Source organism: Neobacillus niacini (genome assembly GCF_048572935.1).
Lineage (GTDB): Bacteria > Bacillota > Bacilli > Bacillales > Cytobacillaceae > Neobacillus > Neobacillus niacini.
In genome coordinates this window covers 1,748,869-1,764,919 of the sequence record NZ_CP183883.1, presented here as the reverse complement: position 1 = coordinate 1,764,919, position 16,051 = coordinate 1,748,869, and the positions used below count along the sequence as shown (strand labels likewise).

13 protein-coding genes are annotated in these 16,051 nt (G+C 39.1%); all 13 read right to left on the bottom strand.

All coding sequences use genetic code 11. The annotated features are described in order from the left end of the window. Positions 1–19 precede the first annotated feature (19 nt). Complete coding sequence (locus ACN6MT_RS08305; protein WP_419955491.1) at positions 20–1,684, bottom strand: DUF4091 domain-containing protein; 1,665 nt, start codon at positions 1,682–1,684, stop codon at positions 20–22. A 10-nt stretch (positions 1,685–1,694) separates the two neighbouring features. Next, complete coding sequence (locus ACN6MT_RS08300; protein ID WP_419955490.1) at positions 1,695–2,573, bottom strand: ROK family protein; 879 nt, start codon at positions 2,571–2,573, stop codon at positions 1,695–1,697. A 2-nt stretch (positions 2,574–2,575) separates the two neighbouring features. Next, positions 2,576–3,259 (bottom strand): N-acetylmannosamine-6-phosphate 2-epimerase, encoded by a 684-nt coding sequence (locus ACN6MT_RS08295; RefSeq protein WP_419955489.1) that lies wholly within the window; start codon positions 3,257–3,259, stop codon positions 2,576–2,578. Positions 3,260–3,525: 266 nt separating this feature from the next. Further along, entirely contained in the window at positions 3,526–4,695 is a 1,170-nt protein-coding gene (locus ACN6MT_RS08290; RefSeq protein WP_419888493.1) for an IS256 family transposase, read from the bottom strand. A 316-nt stretch (positions 4,696–5,011) separates the two neighbouring features. Next, positions 5,012–5,947, bottom strand: coding sequence for a dihydrodipicolinate synthase family protein (locus tag ACN6MT_RS08285; RefSeq protein ID WP_419955488.1), 936 nt, complete (start codon positions 5,945–5,947; stop codon positions 5,012–5,014). Between the two features lie 47 nt (positions 5,948–5,994). Then, positions 5,995–7,170, bottom strand: a complete 1,176-nt coding sequence (locus ACN6MT_RS08280; protein WP_419955487.1) for a Gfo/Idh/MocA family protein — start codon at positions 7,168–7,170, stop codon at positions 5,995–5,997. Between the two features lie 28 nt (positions 7,171–7,198). After that, positions 7,199–7,849 (bottom strand): YesL family protein, encoded by a 651-nt coding sequence (locus ACN6MT_RS08275; RefSeq protein WP_419955486.1) that lies wholly within the window; start codon positions 7,847–7,849, stop codon positions 7,199–7,201. Positions 7,850–7,874: 25 nt separating this feature from the next. Further along, positions 7,875–8,879 carry an SGNH/GDSL hydrolase family protein gene (locus ACN6MT_RS08270; protein ID WP_419955485.1) on the bottom strand — a complete coding sequence of 335 codons (1,005 nt, stop codon included), beginning with the start codon at positions 8,877–8,879 and terminating at the stop codon, positions 7,875–7,877. Positions 8,880–8,915: 36 nt separating this feature from the next. Continuing rightward, entirely contained in the window at positions 8,916–10,256 is a 1,341-nt protein-coding gene (locus tag ACN6MT_RS08265; protein ID WP_419955484.1) for a sialidase family protein, read from the bottom strand. A gap of 107 nt (positions 10,257–10,363) precedes the next feature. Next, positions 10,364–12,070 (bottom strand): ABC transporter substrate-binding protein, encoded by a 1,707-nt coding sequence (locus ACN6MT_RS08260; RefSeq protein ID WP_419955483.1) that lies wholly within the window; start codon positions 12,068–12,070, stop codon positions 10,364–10,366. 13 nt (positions 12,071–12,083) lie between these two features. After that, a complete protein-coding gene (locus ACN6MT_RS08255) occupies positions 12,084–12,971 on the bottom strand; it encodes a carbohydrate ABC transporter permease (protein WP_063253491.1) in 888 nt (295 codons plus the stop codon). Between the two features lie 15 nt (positions 12,972–12,986). Continuing rightward, positions 12,987–13,943 (bottom strand): ABC transporter permease, encoded by a 957-nt coding sequence (locus ACN6MT_RS08250; RefSeq protein WP_419955482.1) that lies wholly within the window; start codon positions 13,941–13,943, stop codon positions 12,987–12,989. Positions 13,944–14,110: 167 nt separating this feature from the next. After that, positions 14,111–15,814, bottom strand: coding sequence for an ABC transporter substrate-binding protein (locus tag ACN6MT_RS08245; RefSeq protein ID WP_419955481.1), 1,704 nt, complete (start codon positions 15,812–15,814; stop codon positions 14,111–14,113). Positions 15,815–16,051: the final 237 nt, after the last annotated feature.

Genomic DNA, 16,051 nt, shown 5'->3' with positions numbered 1-16,051 from the left:
GCTCCTTTTAATTAAATGGTTAGCCTAGAGCTTGCGTTAGTTGTAACATCTCTTTTTTAATCTTGTGATTCAGCTGTTCCCTTTTTAACAGGTACCACTCTTGGTCAAGAGGATAGTGATCAAAGGTAATTTCATGATCAAGTCCTTCCTCCAAAAAGGATAAAACCTGTTCTCTGCCAACTAAATTTTCCAGTAATTGAAGCGCTCTTAAATCTTGCAGTGCTTCATTCATTACCTCGAGCCTTATCGATTCAATCGGACCATCTTCACCCGGATAAACGAGAAAAGCGTCTCCGGAAGGGAATGCATAATTGGCATCAGTATTTTTGAATGGATCAATTGCCTTTTTTGAATATTGTGCATACCAAAAATTATATCCCCAATGAAGAAAGCCAGCGATTTTATATTTATATAACTGGATACCTAAAACTCGATTACGGAACGATGGCATCGAGAAAAATCGGTTTGCAACCTTTTGATATTGTGCACAGCAATAATAAGTCCAAAGATTTTCTACTCCATTCTCCAAAAAGGGCTGGATATGATCATTGGAAACAATCGGAGTTTGGACGAGTCCTTTTTCATAAAAAGTATAGTCAGAAAGTGCGTCAATCACTGGAAAATCCTTTACGTATTCTTTCAGGATGGTGCTGGCTTTTTCATATGATTCAACCTGTGGTAAATGCGGCTCATCCGACACATGGAAAAAACATTGATTCTCTATTTCATTTTGGTTAATAAAATCTATCAAACTAGGAAGAAATTGTTGCAGAAAACTTCGATATTCAGGACTCATTGCATCCGTTTCCCAGCCAAATAATTGTTTCAATTCGCCATTTTCATAACCAACGATTTTCGGAGCATGCTTTGCTCCCCACTGGGTAAAGAGATGGGAAAACTCAAAATACTTTATCCCTTGTTTTTCACATAAATCAACCCATCTTTTTAGCTTTTCAAATTGGAAAGAGTAGGCTTCACCTGTCTTTTCTACATCAACAAGCTGCACAGTCGGCCGCTCTCCCCCGACCTCCGTATCTAAAGGAGGTGTAAAGATTGGGGTGAGTATCATATTCATGCCATGCTTTGCCGCTGTTTGAACAAATTGCTCAATTCTTCTCCAATGCTCTTCACTAAAAACCTCTACATTATAAAGAGTAGCCAGGCAATCGGTGTGGAACCATTCGGTATGTAGTAATTTTTGTTGAGGAAGTTCCGCTTGGATCACTTCTAATCGGTACGTTTCCCTGCCTATGATATCCCCGTTTTCTCTTTCAAAAATGATTTCAATCGGGTATTCTCCTGCAATCACATCTCTCTGAACATCCACAGTAACCCATATAGATCGCCACTGTTCTGGAAAACCTATTAACTCATGTGTAACCGGATAAAGCGGGTCCGGGTATAATCCAGGTGTTGACCGCAGGATGAGATCATCATGATCGTGGTAACATGGCAGTTCAGAAGGAACCAGTCCAACTGTACGAATCGTGATCAGCTCATTCATAGCGGAATCTATCCGAACTTTTATATCCTTTACTAGTGTTCTAGATTTATAGGCAACCTGAAAAGAGTACGTTTCATTTAAAAGTGCTGAACCTTTGTTGACAGCACTGTCATTCAGTTGTTGGTCAGAAAAAACCTTTGTTAAAGAACTTAAACATTTTGTTACAAATTCTTGCTCCATCAAAATACCTTCACCCTTTCACTCTATCCATAAAGTGGTATACCGCTCCAATCATTCCGGCATGATTCGATAACTTGGCAAGAACGACCTCTGTATTTTTTTGAAAAGAAGGAAGCAAATAGTTACTGATTTCTGCCTGCACCTCTTGTAAAAACCTCTCTCCCCTGGCCGTGACACCGCCGCCGATGACGACCTTTTCCGGATTAAAAATATAAATAAGATTGGCAATGCCCATCGCTAAATACCGGTAAAACTGTCTGACAGCCTCTTGAATTTGCTCGTCACCCTGGTCGTATAAGTCAAAAATTTCTTTTCCAGTCCATTGACGTTTTTCTTTATAGTGATTGGCAAACTGAATTAATCCAGAAACTGAAGCATTTTTTTCAAAGGGTTCTCCGTCAACGAGCATATAGCCCCATTCCCCTGCACTGAAGGAATGCCCCGAATACATTTTTCCATCAATCACAATCGCTCCGCCAATGCCTGTACCTACGGTTAAAGCAATGAAATTGCTTGAGCCGTGATCACCAAGCCACATTTCACCAAGGGCTGCACAGTCGACATCGTTTCTAACTTCAACTGGCAGACCGAGGGCCTCACTGACAAGTTTTTTAATTTCGACACCCGTATAATGAGGGATTGTATCACCTGCAGCTACAATGGTTCCCGTATGGAAATTAACTTGTCCGGCTGTGCTAATGGCGATTCCGCTGACAGCATGGTCCGCTACAATGCTTTTACCTGCTGCAATTACAATATCAATGATCGCCCGGCCGCCGAGATGGGCGTCTGTATCCATTATAAAGTGAGAAAGAATATCTCCTTTTTCAGACACAATCCCATATTTAATTTGTGTTCCCCCTATATCAAAGGCCAGATAGTGCTTCATTCTTAGCGAATTCCTTCCGCAAAAGCTTTTGTGATTAATTGCGGCCTTGAAATGGCTCCTCCTACTACAATCGACCAAGCACCTAATTCCAGCATTTTGCGTGCTTGTTCTGGTGTTTGAATGCGGCCTTCGGCAATGACAGGGATCGGTAATCGCCCAGAAAGCTGTTCGACTAGTTCAAAATCTGGATCATCTTGTTTTGGACTGTCATCCGTGTAGCCTGATAGAGTCGTAGAGACCATATCGGCACCGCATTCTAGCGCATATTCGGCATCCCTAATCGTTGCGATATCCGCCATTACTAACGCATTACTATTTTCATGAATATAGTCGACTAAATCTTTTAGATTTTCCCCATTGGGCCGCTTACGATAAGTGGCATCAAGTGCAATGACGTCAGCCTCAACTTCCAGTAGTTCTTTTACCTCTTTAAGGGTTGCTGTGATAAAAATCTCACTATCTGGATAATCTCTCTTGACTAGTCCAATGACCGGTAGTCCTGTTTGGCGTTTAATCGCAGCGACATCAACTGCAGAATTGCTTCGAATTACCTTTGCTCCGCCTTCCTTAGCTGCCTGAGCCATTTTCGCCATGATTTCAGACCCGTGCAGCGGTTCATGTTCAAGCGCCTGGCAGGATACAATTAAATCTTTGTGTATTGTCGTGAAAAAAGGATGAGTGTTCATGTCATGATCTCCTTATTATTTTTATACTGTGAAAAAGGTTATTGTTGAGTTATTTAAGAATCTAAATAGGCGGAAAAATTCCGCTTAATTAGTCATTACTAGTAAAAATTGCCTGAATAAGCGGAGGGATTAGTCAAGTCCTAGATTTTGTGTAAATTAATTTACTCATGATTACAATGTTTAATAGCTATTATGAATTTTGATGGTTTGGGAAGGGGGTACCCCCTTCCAAAACCATCAAAATTTCGCGCGCTTCGCTCCTACTCCTACTTTTTCCCTATCATAGATGGTTTCTTTGCTTGTTCATCGGCAATATCCATTAGTACAGCTCCTATTAATCGGAACGCTGATTGTGTATTTGGAAAGATCCGTATGACTTTTTCCCTTCTCCTAACTTCTTGATTCAATCGTTCCAAGGAATTAGTGCTACGTATATGATGATGATATTTAGTAGGTTCATTCAAATATTGAATGGCATCTTCGAAGCCTTCTTCTAATGTATTTATTGCGTTTTCTAGTTTTGGATTTTCCTCATATTTCTCCATAAACTCGTCCTTAAGTTTCCTAGCATCTTCAATTTTTACTACATTAAATATCCCTTTTAATGCCGCTTTTACCTCGTCCATATCTTTTTTTGGTAATTGATTAAAGATATTTCTTTTAAAATGTACAGTGCAGCGCTGCCAGGTTGTTCCCACAAACTCTGTGCCAATTGCCTTTTTTAAGCCCTTATGTGCATCTGATATGATTAATCTTGGTGATTGAAGACCACGTGATTGTAAGTGTTGAAAAAATCTTTGCCAAGCCTCATAGCTTTCAGAGTGGTCTACTTTCAACCCCAGGATTTCTCGCTCATTTTTTTCATTAATGGCAGTTGCGATATAAACAGCCTTAGATACCACTCGGTTATGTTCCCTCACTTTAATGTACATGGCATCTGCAAAGATGTAGGGATAATACATCGTATTAATTGGCCTATTAGCCCATTTATTTACAATCGGGTCAAGTTTCTCTGTTAGAGAGGAAACAAGTGATTTTGAAAAACTTTCCCCACATAACTGTTGTACAATATTCTTTACTTTTCGGGTAGATACACCATTCACTACCATTTCTAACATAGAAAGGACAAGTGCTTGGTCACATCGGGCATACCTTTCAAATACGGATGGAGAAAAATCCCCGTTACGTGTACGAGGTACCCTTAGGGTGATTCTTCCAATACTCATAATGAGATCTCTTTCATAATAACCATTCCGGTAGTCGCGTCGGTCAGTAGAACGCTCGTAAGCTCTAGCGTTTAAATGCTTATCTCTTTCATCTTCCATAACTGAATTTAGAACCAGGACAACAGACGCTTTAACAACTGCATCGATATCAGATTTCATAATACAATCTTTTAAATCCTCAATATTTAGGTTAAACTGAAACTGGGTCAAATTAATTCCTCCTCATTGTTTTCGTCGCTGATAACATTGTAGCCATGAGGAACTAATTTGACTCATTTTGTTTTTACACAATTATACGGACTTAATCGAGGGATTCCGCCTATTCACCAGAAATACGTGAAATTGGATCATATTTCTTTGCATAACCGGAAAACTTCCCCTTATTTACCCCGAAACAGGCTTCATTCTGCATTTAACCGAAAAGTCTCCGCTTATTTTTTCTTCGCTGGTTACAGCAATCGCAAAAACAGCCATTCTTTAATGCAGTTTGTCCTTCATAAAGCTATGAAGGACAAGTAATAACCTATTAATATACTTTTTCTACTTCATTTGTATAGGTGTTGATTAAAGCTTGGATCGTATCATTTAATTCAGCAAGAGAGGCATGGTCTTGCTGAGTAACAGGTAATAATGGAAGCCTTGGAGCCCCTGTTTCAATATTTCTTAGTGATAAAATATACTTACAAGCACCATATAAAGATGGATAGCTTAATAGCTTTTTAATCACGCTATTAATTTCAAATTGTAATTTTTGAGCCTTTTCGAGATTCTCAGCGCGATACAATTTATCGAGTGAACAGAATAGTTCCGGCATAACACCGTATGTTCCGCCAATACCGCCATCAGCGCCCATAATGCGTCCGCCTAAGAATTGCTCATCTGGTCCGTTATAAACGAGAAACTCTTTTCCTGCATTCGCTTTGAATTGTTGCAAGTCAAAAACACTTTCTCCAGACATTTTAATTCCGATTACTTTTTCTTGAGCAGCCATTCTCTGGAATAGTGGCTGAGTTAAATTGAATCCTGTTGTCTGTGGAATATTGTAAATAATAAATGGCAATGAAGTGCTATCGATCATTTCCTGCCAATGCTTTTCAACGGATTGCTCAGACAAACGGTAATAGATTGCTGGAACGGCTGAGATCGCATGGGCACCGCATTTCTCTGCATGAATCGCAAGCTCTTTGCTTTCTTTTGTAGAGTTCGCCCCAACATGTACAATAATCGTTAGCTCTCGGCCAACCTCTTCTGTAACAGCTTCTACTACTTTCTTTCTTTCTTCCGCTGTTTGCAGGATTCCCTCGCCAGAGCTGCCCCCGACATATAAACCTGTTATTCCGCTATTTACATAGGAACGAGCCAGCTTTTTTACTCTTTCCTCACAAACCTCACCAGCCTCATCATAGGCTGAATACATGGCAACAAATACACCTTTAAATTGATCTAAATCCCAAGCTTTCATGTTGGTTTCCCCTTTAGACTTTTATAGTAAAACTGGCAGTTGTTCTTCTATAATTCTACAAATTCTAAACCTGATTGATTTGGTTTATGTCTCCCTTGCTCAATCTGAACAACTTTTCCGCCGGAGCGTATCGATTCTGTTGCTGCACAGCCAACAGCAACACTCATCCGGCCGGCAAAAGGTGTTGTTAACGGCTGTTTATTATATAAAACTAAATTCACAAAGTCCTGACAGATGCGTGGGTCAGCACCGCTATGAGTCCCAGGCATTTTCTTCATTTCATAGGTGATATCACTCATCTCATGCCACGAACCTGATTTTCTTGTTTTCACATAGACTTTGTCATTCACATCATCATTTTCGAGACGGCCTTTTGTTCCAATAAAGGTATAATTTCGCGAATAGTCAGGTGTAAAATGACATTGCATATAAGAAGCTTTAATTCCGCCCTCTAACTCCATAATCAGCATATTATTATCTTCTACATCGATTTCTTCTCTAAAGGCACATTGTGTTAAGGTTTGTAAACTAGCGTCTGGACAAGTATCTTTGAGTTCGCAGTCCGGGCAATGCAGGTCATTCGGTTTGTCCCCGCCATAATAATCTAGACTTCCAAAAGCCGATACTTTGGTTGCATAACTGCCTGTCAGCCAATGAATTACATCGATATCATGAGAGGCCTTTTGTAACAATAATGATGTTGTATTTGCTGCGGTACCATGCCAATCATGGTAATAATAATAGCCTCCAAGTCCGACAAAATGTCTGACCCATACGGCTTTAATATCGCCAATGACACCCGTATCAATAATTTCTTTCATCGTTTGGTACATGCTCATGTAGCGCATATTAAAACCGATCATTAAATGTTTTCCTGATTTTTGGGCTTCATCAAGAACTCTGTCACAGCCCTCAGGGGTGATCGCCAAAGGCTTCTCACAATATACATGTTTTCCTGCCTTCAATGCAGCGACTGCATGTTCTTCGTGTAAATAATCTGGGGATAAAATCGCAACGGCATCGATGTCTTCTCTTTTTAGCAGTTCCTTATAATCGGTCGTTACATATACATCTTTATCAATCTCGTTTTTGAATCGTTCCAGCGCCTTCGAAGACACATCAGCCGCGCCAACTACAACTGAATTTCCATCGGGGTTATGCCAATATTTCGCAATCGTACTCCTTAATCCTGTACCAATTACACCAATTCTTAACTCTGTCATGATATCCACCTTTTTTTAAATCAAGTTTTTATACTAAGCTATTATTTATCTTCTCTAATTTTGAAACTTTTTGTTCCATTCTCGTAAAAGCCGATTTTGCCATCCACATGAGTCCAAACGCCAGCACACTGAAACTAAAAAACGGAATTAGTCCTGGAATTAGAATCATTACCATGCTGAAGCCAATAATAAGCGCCGCCATACTTAGACAATGGAATGGATTTGAAATAGCAATAATCAGTGCATATTTAACAACGTTAATCAGTTTAATGTCAAAATGGACATAGACTGGAATCATTAGCAGGACCGTCATCAAATAAAGGATTCCTGCAATCCACACGACAATGAATAAAACGAGATCAATCATTCCCTCTGCACCTTTAAACAGATGGAAATAATAATAGAGACTCAAGCCCGTTAACGTGGTAACCCAACCTAGAAGATTGGTTTTGCGAAAGCCTTTACGGTACATATCCCAGAACGTTCGAAAAATGGGAAAATCCGTTTGTTTATTAAGCCATTTTCGGCAAATCGCAAACATCGTAAAAGTGGCCGGGAATATGCCTCCAATCACCAGACCCACAAGACAGAATAATATCCAAATTAATTGAAGGACAAAAAATCTCATGATCCATTCCATGATTGTGTTTAACTTCTCCATGTAGCCAGCGTGAAACATATTCCCACCTCTTTTTAGATTAAAATTAACTAGGTATTACTTTCATTGGCACGTGCGATTCGATTAACTGCTGGAAACGCACTGCCAAGATTTTGTCGCCTGCTCCGTTTGGATGCAGTCCATCAGGCATATATTTTTCATATTCTTCGCCAAACAAGTCAAGACCGTCTATATAATAGATGTTTTGATCGCCATGCCGCTTTAGAAGATCCACGACCTGAACAATTTCAGCCCTCACTTTTTCCAGTGACAATCCAACTTGATTTTCAACCTTTTCTCTCTCCCTGTGAAAAATAGGAGAAATGATCACCAGCGGCACATCCTTGTGCACATCACGAATTGTTTCAATAAACCCAATCAAGGCGGGGGAAAAAGTTCTGTCCGATAATGTATTTCCCCCCACGATATTGATTCCTGCACATATGGAAATAAAATCAGCAGGCAGATCACGAATCATCCTTGCTATCATGGGCTCTAAGTGGCAATTTCCGCTGTATCCAAGGCAAGTAAGATTGAAATCCATCTTCTTAGCAGCGAGAGCCGGCCACGTTTGCGATGGACTATCTGAATAATAGCAATGAGTGATAGAACTCCCATACGTAATCCAGTGCAAACGGGAATCATCTACTAGTTCCCACTCTGCCCCTTCATCAATCCAAATTCCTGAAATAGGAACAGGTACTTTTTGAGATAAGTAGATTTCAATCAACTTTGATTGCCCACCGAGGGAATCATAGGAAACCATTGTTTCCCCTGCTGGAATATAAGCCGTTTTTACGAGAGAACCATTGATGAGACAATCCATTTCCATCAATTCCACTGCTTCTACAATCCCAATCTTAATCGATTGGGTATTGCTGTGGATTTTAATCCGAACTCCTGCCGGAAGCACCGCTTGCCCACTTATACCGTTAGGTGGATAAAACTCCTTCTTGTCGAAAGGGATTCTCCAAGGCTTCACATACTCTTTCGTTTTTTCCAATGAAACGGCTCCATGAAACAACTTTTCAGATAATGGAATCTGCTTCAAGTTTATTCCTCCAATTATATCCAGCTATAAAACTAGTTAAGACTTCAACCAATCTAACGAAAACTTAACAAACGCTATGTCCATGTTATTCCAATCGGAGTAATCATACACGCGTTCATACAAGACGCCGATTTCTCCAGTTTTAAGAACGGTTAAGCAGGAATAACCATAATAGCCTTCTTCAATTACTTTACTGTAGGACCAAGTTTTTCCGCCGTCTTCACTTAAGCGTACTGTACCTTTTACCCTTGTTTTTTCATCATCTGGGTTGGAGAATAATACGCGTACTTTTCCATCTCCCAAATCAGGATAAAGGACGACACTTGATTGACAGATTGGATCAACTAAAGCCATGTCAAACGTAACATCGCCCCATGTTTCGCCTCCGTCCGTACTAGTTGTAACGGCTGTTCTTTGGAGTCCATAATGGTTTCGCAAATAATACTTCAATTCACCTGTTGGCAATTCAATGACTTGTGACTCTGTTAAATATTGTTTACCTTCAGAGATGGTTTTGGCTGATAGAACCTCACCGTCAAGCTCTCGTCCGTCGTTTGGAGATTCACCGAGCTGCCACGTCACACCATGGTCATCACTATACATACAAGCACATGACAGAGCTCCTGCTTCATTTGAAAAATAGATTGGGAACACTAACCGGCCCTTCTTTTCCCCATGCTTTAGCTGAATTCCGCAACCAGGACCAGAGCCAATAAACTTCATCCATTCTTCCTTAACACTGGTGTTCAATTCTCTTGGTTTCGACCAAGTCAGTCCGTCGTCATCACTTTGAATGATTTGTAAAAAGCATGTTCTTGCTTCTAGTAAACTTTCATTAGGGTCAATTCCCTTTTTAAAATAAATATTCCCCTCGGCTTGCCCATCATTGAAAACATAACCATTTTCGTCAACGGTATAACTCGTTACCTTGTTTTCAGTATCATAAACGTTTCCTGATTGTGATAAATAGTAAACATTTCCTTCGTTATCAAATAATTTTCTGCGTCCATCTGCATCGAAACCAATTCCTGGTTCACTATTCCATAGACCAACTCCACCTGGTGAGTGGCAATAAATCATAAAAATGGTTCCTGTTTCTTCATCTTGTAAAAGCGATGTATCAATGGCAGCAGCTCCGTCTAAACCTTCACCTGCAAATGCAACTAATTTTTGTACAGGACCCCATGTTACCCCATGGTCTTCACTGCGTCGGATTGAAGCATCAATTTGGTTAGGATTGTCTGTTTGATCGACAATTCTCGCATCAATGCCAGCGATAACTGTTCCCTTCGTTGTTGTAATCATGGATGGAATCCGGTATGCTCTTGAACCTGCAAGATTTGGATAAAAGATTGCTTCCGCTTGAATCGTTGTCATCTCATTCGCTCCTAACGATAGTGTTTAAAGATAAATGTGGGTACTAAAGCACCCACATTTAGTTTTTAGTTAACCAGCTTCAGCGCAAAGGGCGCTTACGATTTTAGTTATTGTTTCATTAAATCGGATACTTTTGGTGCTTTTTCTAGCTCAGCAAGCACTTCATTTCCGCCATTATTCTTCCAATTTTCAACGTAGTTATCCCACTCTTTGTCGATATCGACTTCGCCGACAATTGCTTTCATTCTAAACTCTGAAACAACTGTATCAAGTTGTCCTTTGTAACGCTTTTCAACTTCCTTAATGTTTGTTTCGTTTAATAAATCGTACTTATATGGACGGATCAACATTTTTTCTTTCACATCTTCTCGAGCATACAATTCATTTTTTAACTTACTTGTATATTCTGATTGGAACCATGATACTCTTTCCTTATCATAGGTACGGAAGTTATATGCCCAGAAGCCTGAATTACCTTCTTCAGCTGCAAATTCAGGACGTACCTTCAGAGCTGACTTTTCTGGTTCGCCTTCCCAATCAGAGTGCACTCCAACTTCTCCATACAATGTCCATCTAGCCTCATTATCAAAGTTAATATAATCAAAGACTTGCAAAATTCTTGCTAATTCTTCATCCGTTACATCCTTTGAAACATAGAAGGCGTCAGCTAAATTTCCTACAGGAATATAGGCACCTTCACCTTGTTGTCCATTCTTGCCAATTTCAGGTAATGTTCCAAGTACTTTTGCAGTAGAGTTTGGATTTTCGACAATGTTCTGTGGTGCCCGGCCTTTAGCCCAGTCATCCATAGCCATGTAAGAAGGCTGCGCTACATAGTAGCCGATTTTTCCTTGCTTATATTTTTCCCAGCTCTTCTTATCGTCAAGTGTAGTAAATTCAGGGTCAATTAGGCCCATTTTATACCACTTTGCCATCAGCTTTAGGAACTCTTTATAGTTTTTTGAAATCTCAGTTGTAACCAATTTTCCATCTTCTAGTAAGTTGTAATTTGGTTGAAGAGCAATTCCAAATGACCCCATTAGCGTATGAGCCCAGTTGATATTGTTATTCCATGGTGAAATTCCGTACGTGTCATCTTTTCCATTACCGTCAGGATCGTCGAACGTAAACGCTTTTAAAACTTCTTCCAATTCTTCAAGCGTGTAAGCACCATCTGTATAATAGATTTTTTCACGTCCGCCGCTTGGTCCAACTTGCTTGATTTCACCTGGCGGCTCAATTCCTAATTTCTCCAGCCAGTCAAGACGGAGTGTTGGGGCCCAAACCAACCCATCAACATGGGCATATTGACCAATTAATGCTACATATTCATTTTCTGTACCCTTCAATAAGTTCCTCTTTGTACCTGAAGCGTTTTCAGATAACATCTTCATATAACGAGGTGCATACTTTTCAAGCATCTCTTTCGAAATCGTTCTCGTTAAACCAGAATCATATAACTCTTGAGCTGTCTTCCCGCCTGTAGTGAACGCAAACGTATCAGGAAGATCTCCAGAGGCAACCATTAGGTTAACTTGGTCAGCATTCCAAGTATCTACTTTTGTGTTTGTAATTTTGATATTAAATTGCTCTTCTAATCTCTTTTGAACATAGTTTCCATCTTCGGCTTTACCTCTTGTGATCGATCCTGATAGATTCAGATCAAGCTGCTTTGAGAAATCCCCTGCTTCAGGTAAGCTTGCTACATCTACTTTTTTCTCTTCTTTACTTGCTTCTTGATTAGCGCATGCCGCTGTTAGAAGCAATGCGCCGGAAATTGCTGCAAATGAAAGTTTCTTCGCCAATTTTTTCATGAGTACTTCTCCTTTATCCTTTTAATGAACCAATCATAATTCCTTTAATAAAGTATTTCTGTACGAACGGATAAACCAGTACGATTGGACCGATAGAGATGATTACAGTTGCTGCCCGAACATTACTCAACAACAGCTCTGAACCGCTCATACCACCGCCGCCCACTGCGGTACTTGAATTATTTGATAGATCCATCGCCGTCAGCATGTCCCGAACTACGATTTGTAACACAGTTTTCGCGTCATCCTGGATATAAACTAGCGCGTGGAACCACTCATTCCAATGATACACCGCTGCCCAAAGTGCTACTGTGGCAATAACCGGCTTTGAAATGGGAATAATAATTTTCGTTAGAATTTGGAAGTAATTTGCTCCATCAATAATCGCTGATTCCTCAATCCCTTTATCAATGGTCATAAAATAGTTTCGCATGATAATAATAAAGAATACATTCACCGCTGATGGTAAAATCAGCGACAGGCTACTGTCTAATAAACCTAAATTCTTTACTAATAAATAATCGGGAATGATTCCCCCTGAAAAAAACATTGCAATCAAGAAAAAGATTGTAAAGAAATTACGGTAAGGCAATTCTTTTTTTGAAAGCGGATATGCAGCCAGAATCGTAAATGTAACAATCAAGATGGTACCAGCAACGGTACGAACTATCGTATTTATATACGCTTTCATAATGTTCCCATATGAAAACACAAATTCATACGCATCTGTAATCCATCGATCAGGCCATAAATGAACTCCTAGACTTGAAGATGCGTTTGCGTCTGAGAATGATAGAACAATTGTCTGCCAAAAAGGATATAGCACGAGTATTGAAAACAAAACGAATCCCGTCACATTGAGAATATCGAATAGTGATATCTTTTTTCGTGTAGCCCCCATAGTAAGTCCTCCTTCCTACCAAATTCCGTGTTCACTTTTTCTGCGAATAATAGCGTTTGCAGAAAGAATCAGGATAATACCAACAACGTTTTTAAATAATCCTACTGCTGTTGCATAGTCAAATTGGAATTGCTCCAAACCGCTTCGATATACATACGTATCGATAATATCAGCCACTTCATATACTAATGGGTTGTACAAGTTAAGGATTTGGTCAAAACCTGCATTCAACACGCTTCCAAGTCGAAGAATAAACAAAATGATGACCATTGGCATAATGGATGGAAGAGTAACATGAATCATTTTATGAAATCTTCCTGCTCCATCCATTTCAGCTGCCTCATATAACTGTGGATCAATGGAAGCAATAGACGCTAAATAGATGATAGCTCCCCAGCCAACCTCTTTCCACATATCGGTCAGGATTAGAATGGGAATGAAGGATGCTTTGTCCGACATAAAGTTGATTGGATCCCCGCCAACAAGAGTAATAAAGAAATTGATAATTCCTCTTTGCGGTGAAAACACTTCAATGACCATTGCCGATAAAATAACCCAGGACATGAAATGTGGTAAGTAGGAGATCGATTGACTCACCTTTTTGAACTTTTCATTTTTAACTTCATTTAACAAGATTGCAAAGATGATTGGTGCTGGAAAAACAATAATTAATTTTAATAAACTGATGACAACTGTATTTTGTAATGCCCTTAAAAATAAGAAATCATCAAACAGCCTTTTAAAGTGTTCAAAGTTATTCCACGGGCTATCCCATATACCTAAACCTGGTGAAAAATTCTTGAAAGCTATTAATATCCCATACATTGGAATGTAATGGAAGATAAATAGCATTACCATTGGGATTGCCAGCATAATATAAAGCGTTTTCATCTTTTTCATTTCAATCCACTTCGTATTTGCTTTTCGCTTAGGTTTTGTATTTGTTTCCGCCTTTTGTACTACTGTTTGCATATGATGTCCTCCCCTCATTACTTGCATTGAAAACGTTTCCTGTATTTAGAATAATACAATTTTTAATGTAATAGTTTTATTATCTTTAGGTAAAAATAACACTATTTTAAGAATAGTAAAAAAGAAAAAACGCATGAAAAATTCATGCGCCTTTCATTTGGGTCACTTTATTTATTACTTAATAAGTCGGAAACCTTAGGAGCCTTTTCTAACTCATCCAGGGTTTCTTTCCCGCCGTTTTTCATCCAATTATCAACGTATTTATCCCATTCTTTATCGATGTCAACTTCGCCGACAATCGCTTTCATTCTAAATTCGTCGACAATGGTTGTAAGCTGACCGCTATATCGTTTTGAAAGTTCCTTTAACTTTGTTTCATTTAAGATATCCCATTTATATGGACGGATCAGCATCTTTTCTTTTACATCTTCACGAGCATAGAATTCACTTTTTATTTTATTAGTATATTCAGATTGGAACCACTGTACCCGCTCTTTATCATAGGTACGGAAGTTATAGGCCCAAAATCCTGAATTCCCTTCTTCCTTTGCAAATTCTGGACGTACTTTAAGTGCGGATTTTTCTGGTGTACCTTCCCAATCAGAATGCACGCCTACTTCTCCATACAATGTCCATCTTGCCTCATTGTCAAAATTAATATAATCAAAGATTTGAAGGATTCTCGCTAATTCTTCATCCGTTACATGCTTTGAAACATAGAATGCATCAGCTAAATTTACAACAGGAAGATAGGCTCCTACACCTTGTTGGCCGCCCTTGCCAATCTCTGGTGCAGTAGCAAGTAATTTTGCAGTAGAATCTGGACTTTCAACGATGTTCTGCGGTGCACGGCCTTTTGCCCAATCATCCATGGCAATATAAGAAGGCTGGGCTATATAGTAGCCGATCTTTCCTTGCTTATATTTTTCCCAACTCTTATTATTGTCAAGAGTTGTAAATTCTGGATCTATTAATCCCATTTTGTACCACTTTGCCATTAATTTTAGGAATTCTTTATATTTTTGTGAAACCTCAGTTTGAACCAATTTTCCATCTTCGATAAAATTATAACCAGGAGCTAGTCCAAATGCCCCCATTAACGAAGCTGACCAGTGAATTTGATTGTTATAAGGCGATAAACCATACGTATCGTCTTTACCATTTCCATCCGGATCATCAAAAGTAAAGGCTTTCAAAATTTCTTCCACTTCTTCAAGTGTATAGGCAGCATCTGTGAAATAAATTTTTTCACGACCTCCGCTAGGACCAACTTGCTTTATTTCTCCAGGAGGCTTAATACCCAATTTTTCCAGCCAATCCAATCTGAATGTTGGCCCCCAAGCCACCCCATCAACATGGTCGTATTGACCAACTAGTTGTAAGTACTCATTATCAGTTCCTTGCTTTAAGTTCATGATTGGACCTGGTGGATTTTCAGATAACATTTTCATATATCGAGGTGCATATTTTTCTAGCATCTCTTTCGGAATCGTTCTAGTTAATCCAGAATCAAATAACTCTTGTGCTGACTTGCCGCCTGCTGTAAAACCAAATGTATCAGGAAGATCCCCGGATGCAACCATTAAGTTTACTTGGTCAGTATTCCAAGTATCTGTTTTTGTATTAATAATTTTGACATTAAATTGCTCTTCTAATCTCTTTTGAACATAGTTTCCATCTTCCGCTTTGCCTCTTGTAAAAGACCCTGAAAGATTAAGTTCAACCTCTTTAGAAAAATCACCAGCTTTAGGCAAGCTTCCTACTTCAACTTTTTCTGCTTCTTTACTTGCTTCCTTATTTGAACATGCCCCTGTAAAAATTAATACACTTGAAACAGCTGCTAATGAAAGTACTCTCAAACTCTTTTTCAATATTTCTCCCCCTTAACCAATTCGTGTTCGCTTATTCTTTACATATTTGCGTTCGCACTGATGATTAAACCAACTAGGTGAAAATATCCTCCTCTTTTTTTGTACATTAAAAACGTTTTCTGTTTTTAGAATAGTATAATTTCTTTAAGGGAAGTTAAACTTTCTTAAGGTTAAATACCACTATTTTAAGATTTGTTAATTTTTTTAGGTAAAATACCACTATTTTAAGATTCGGAA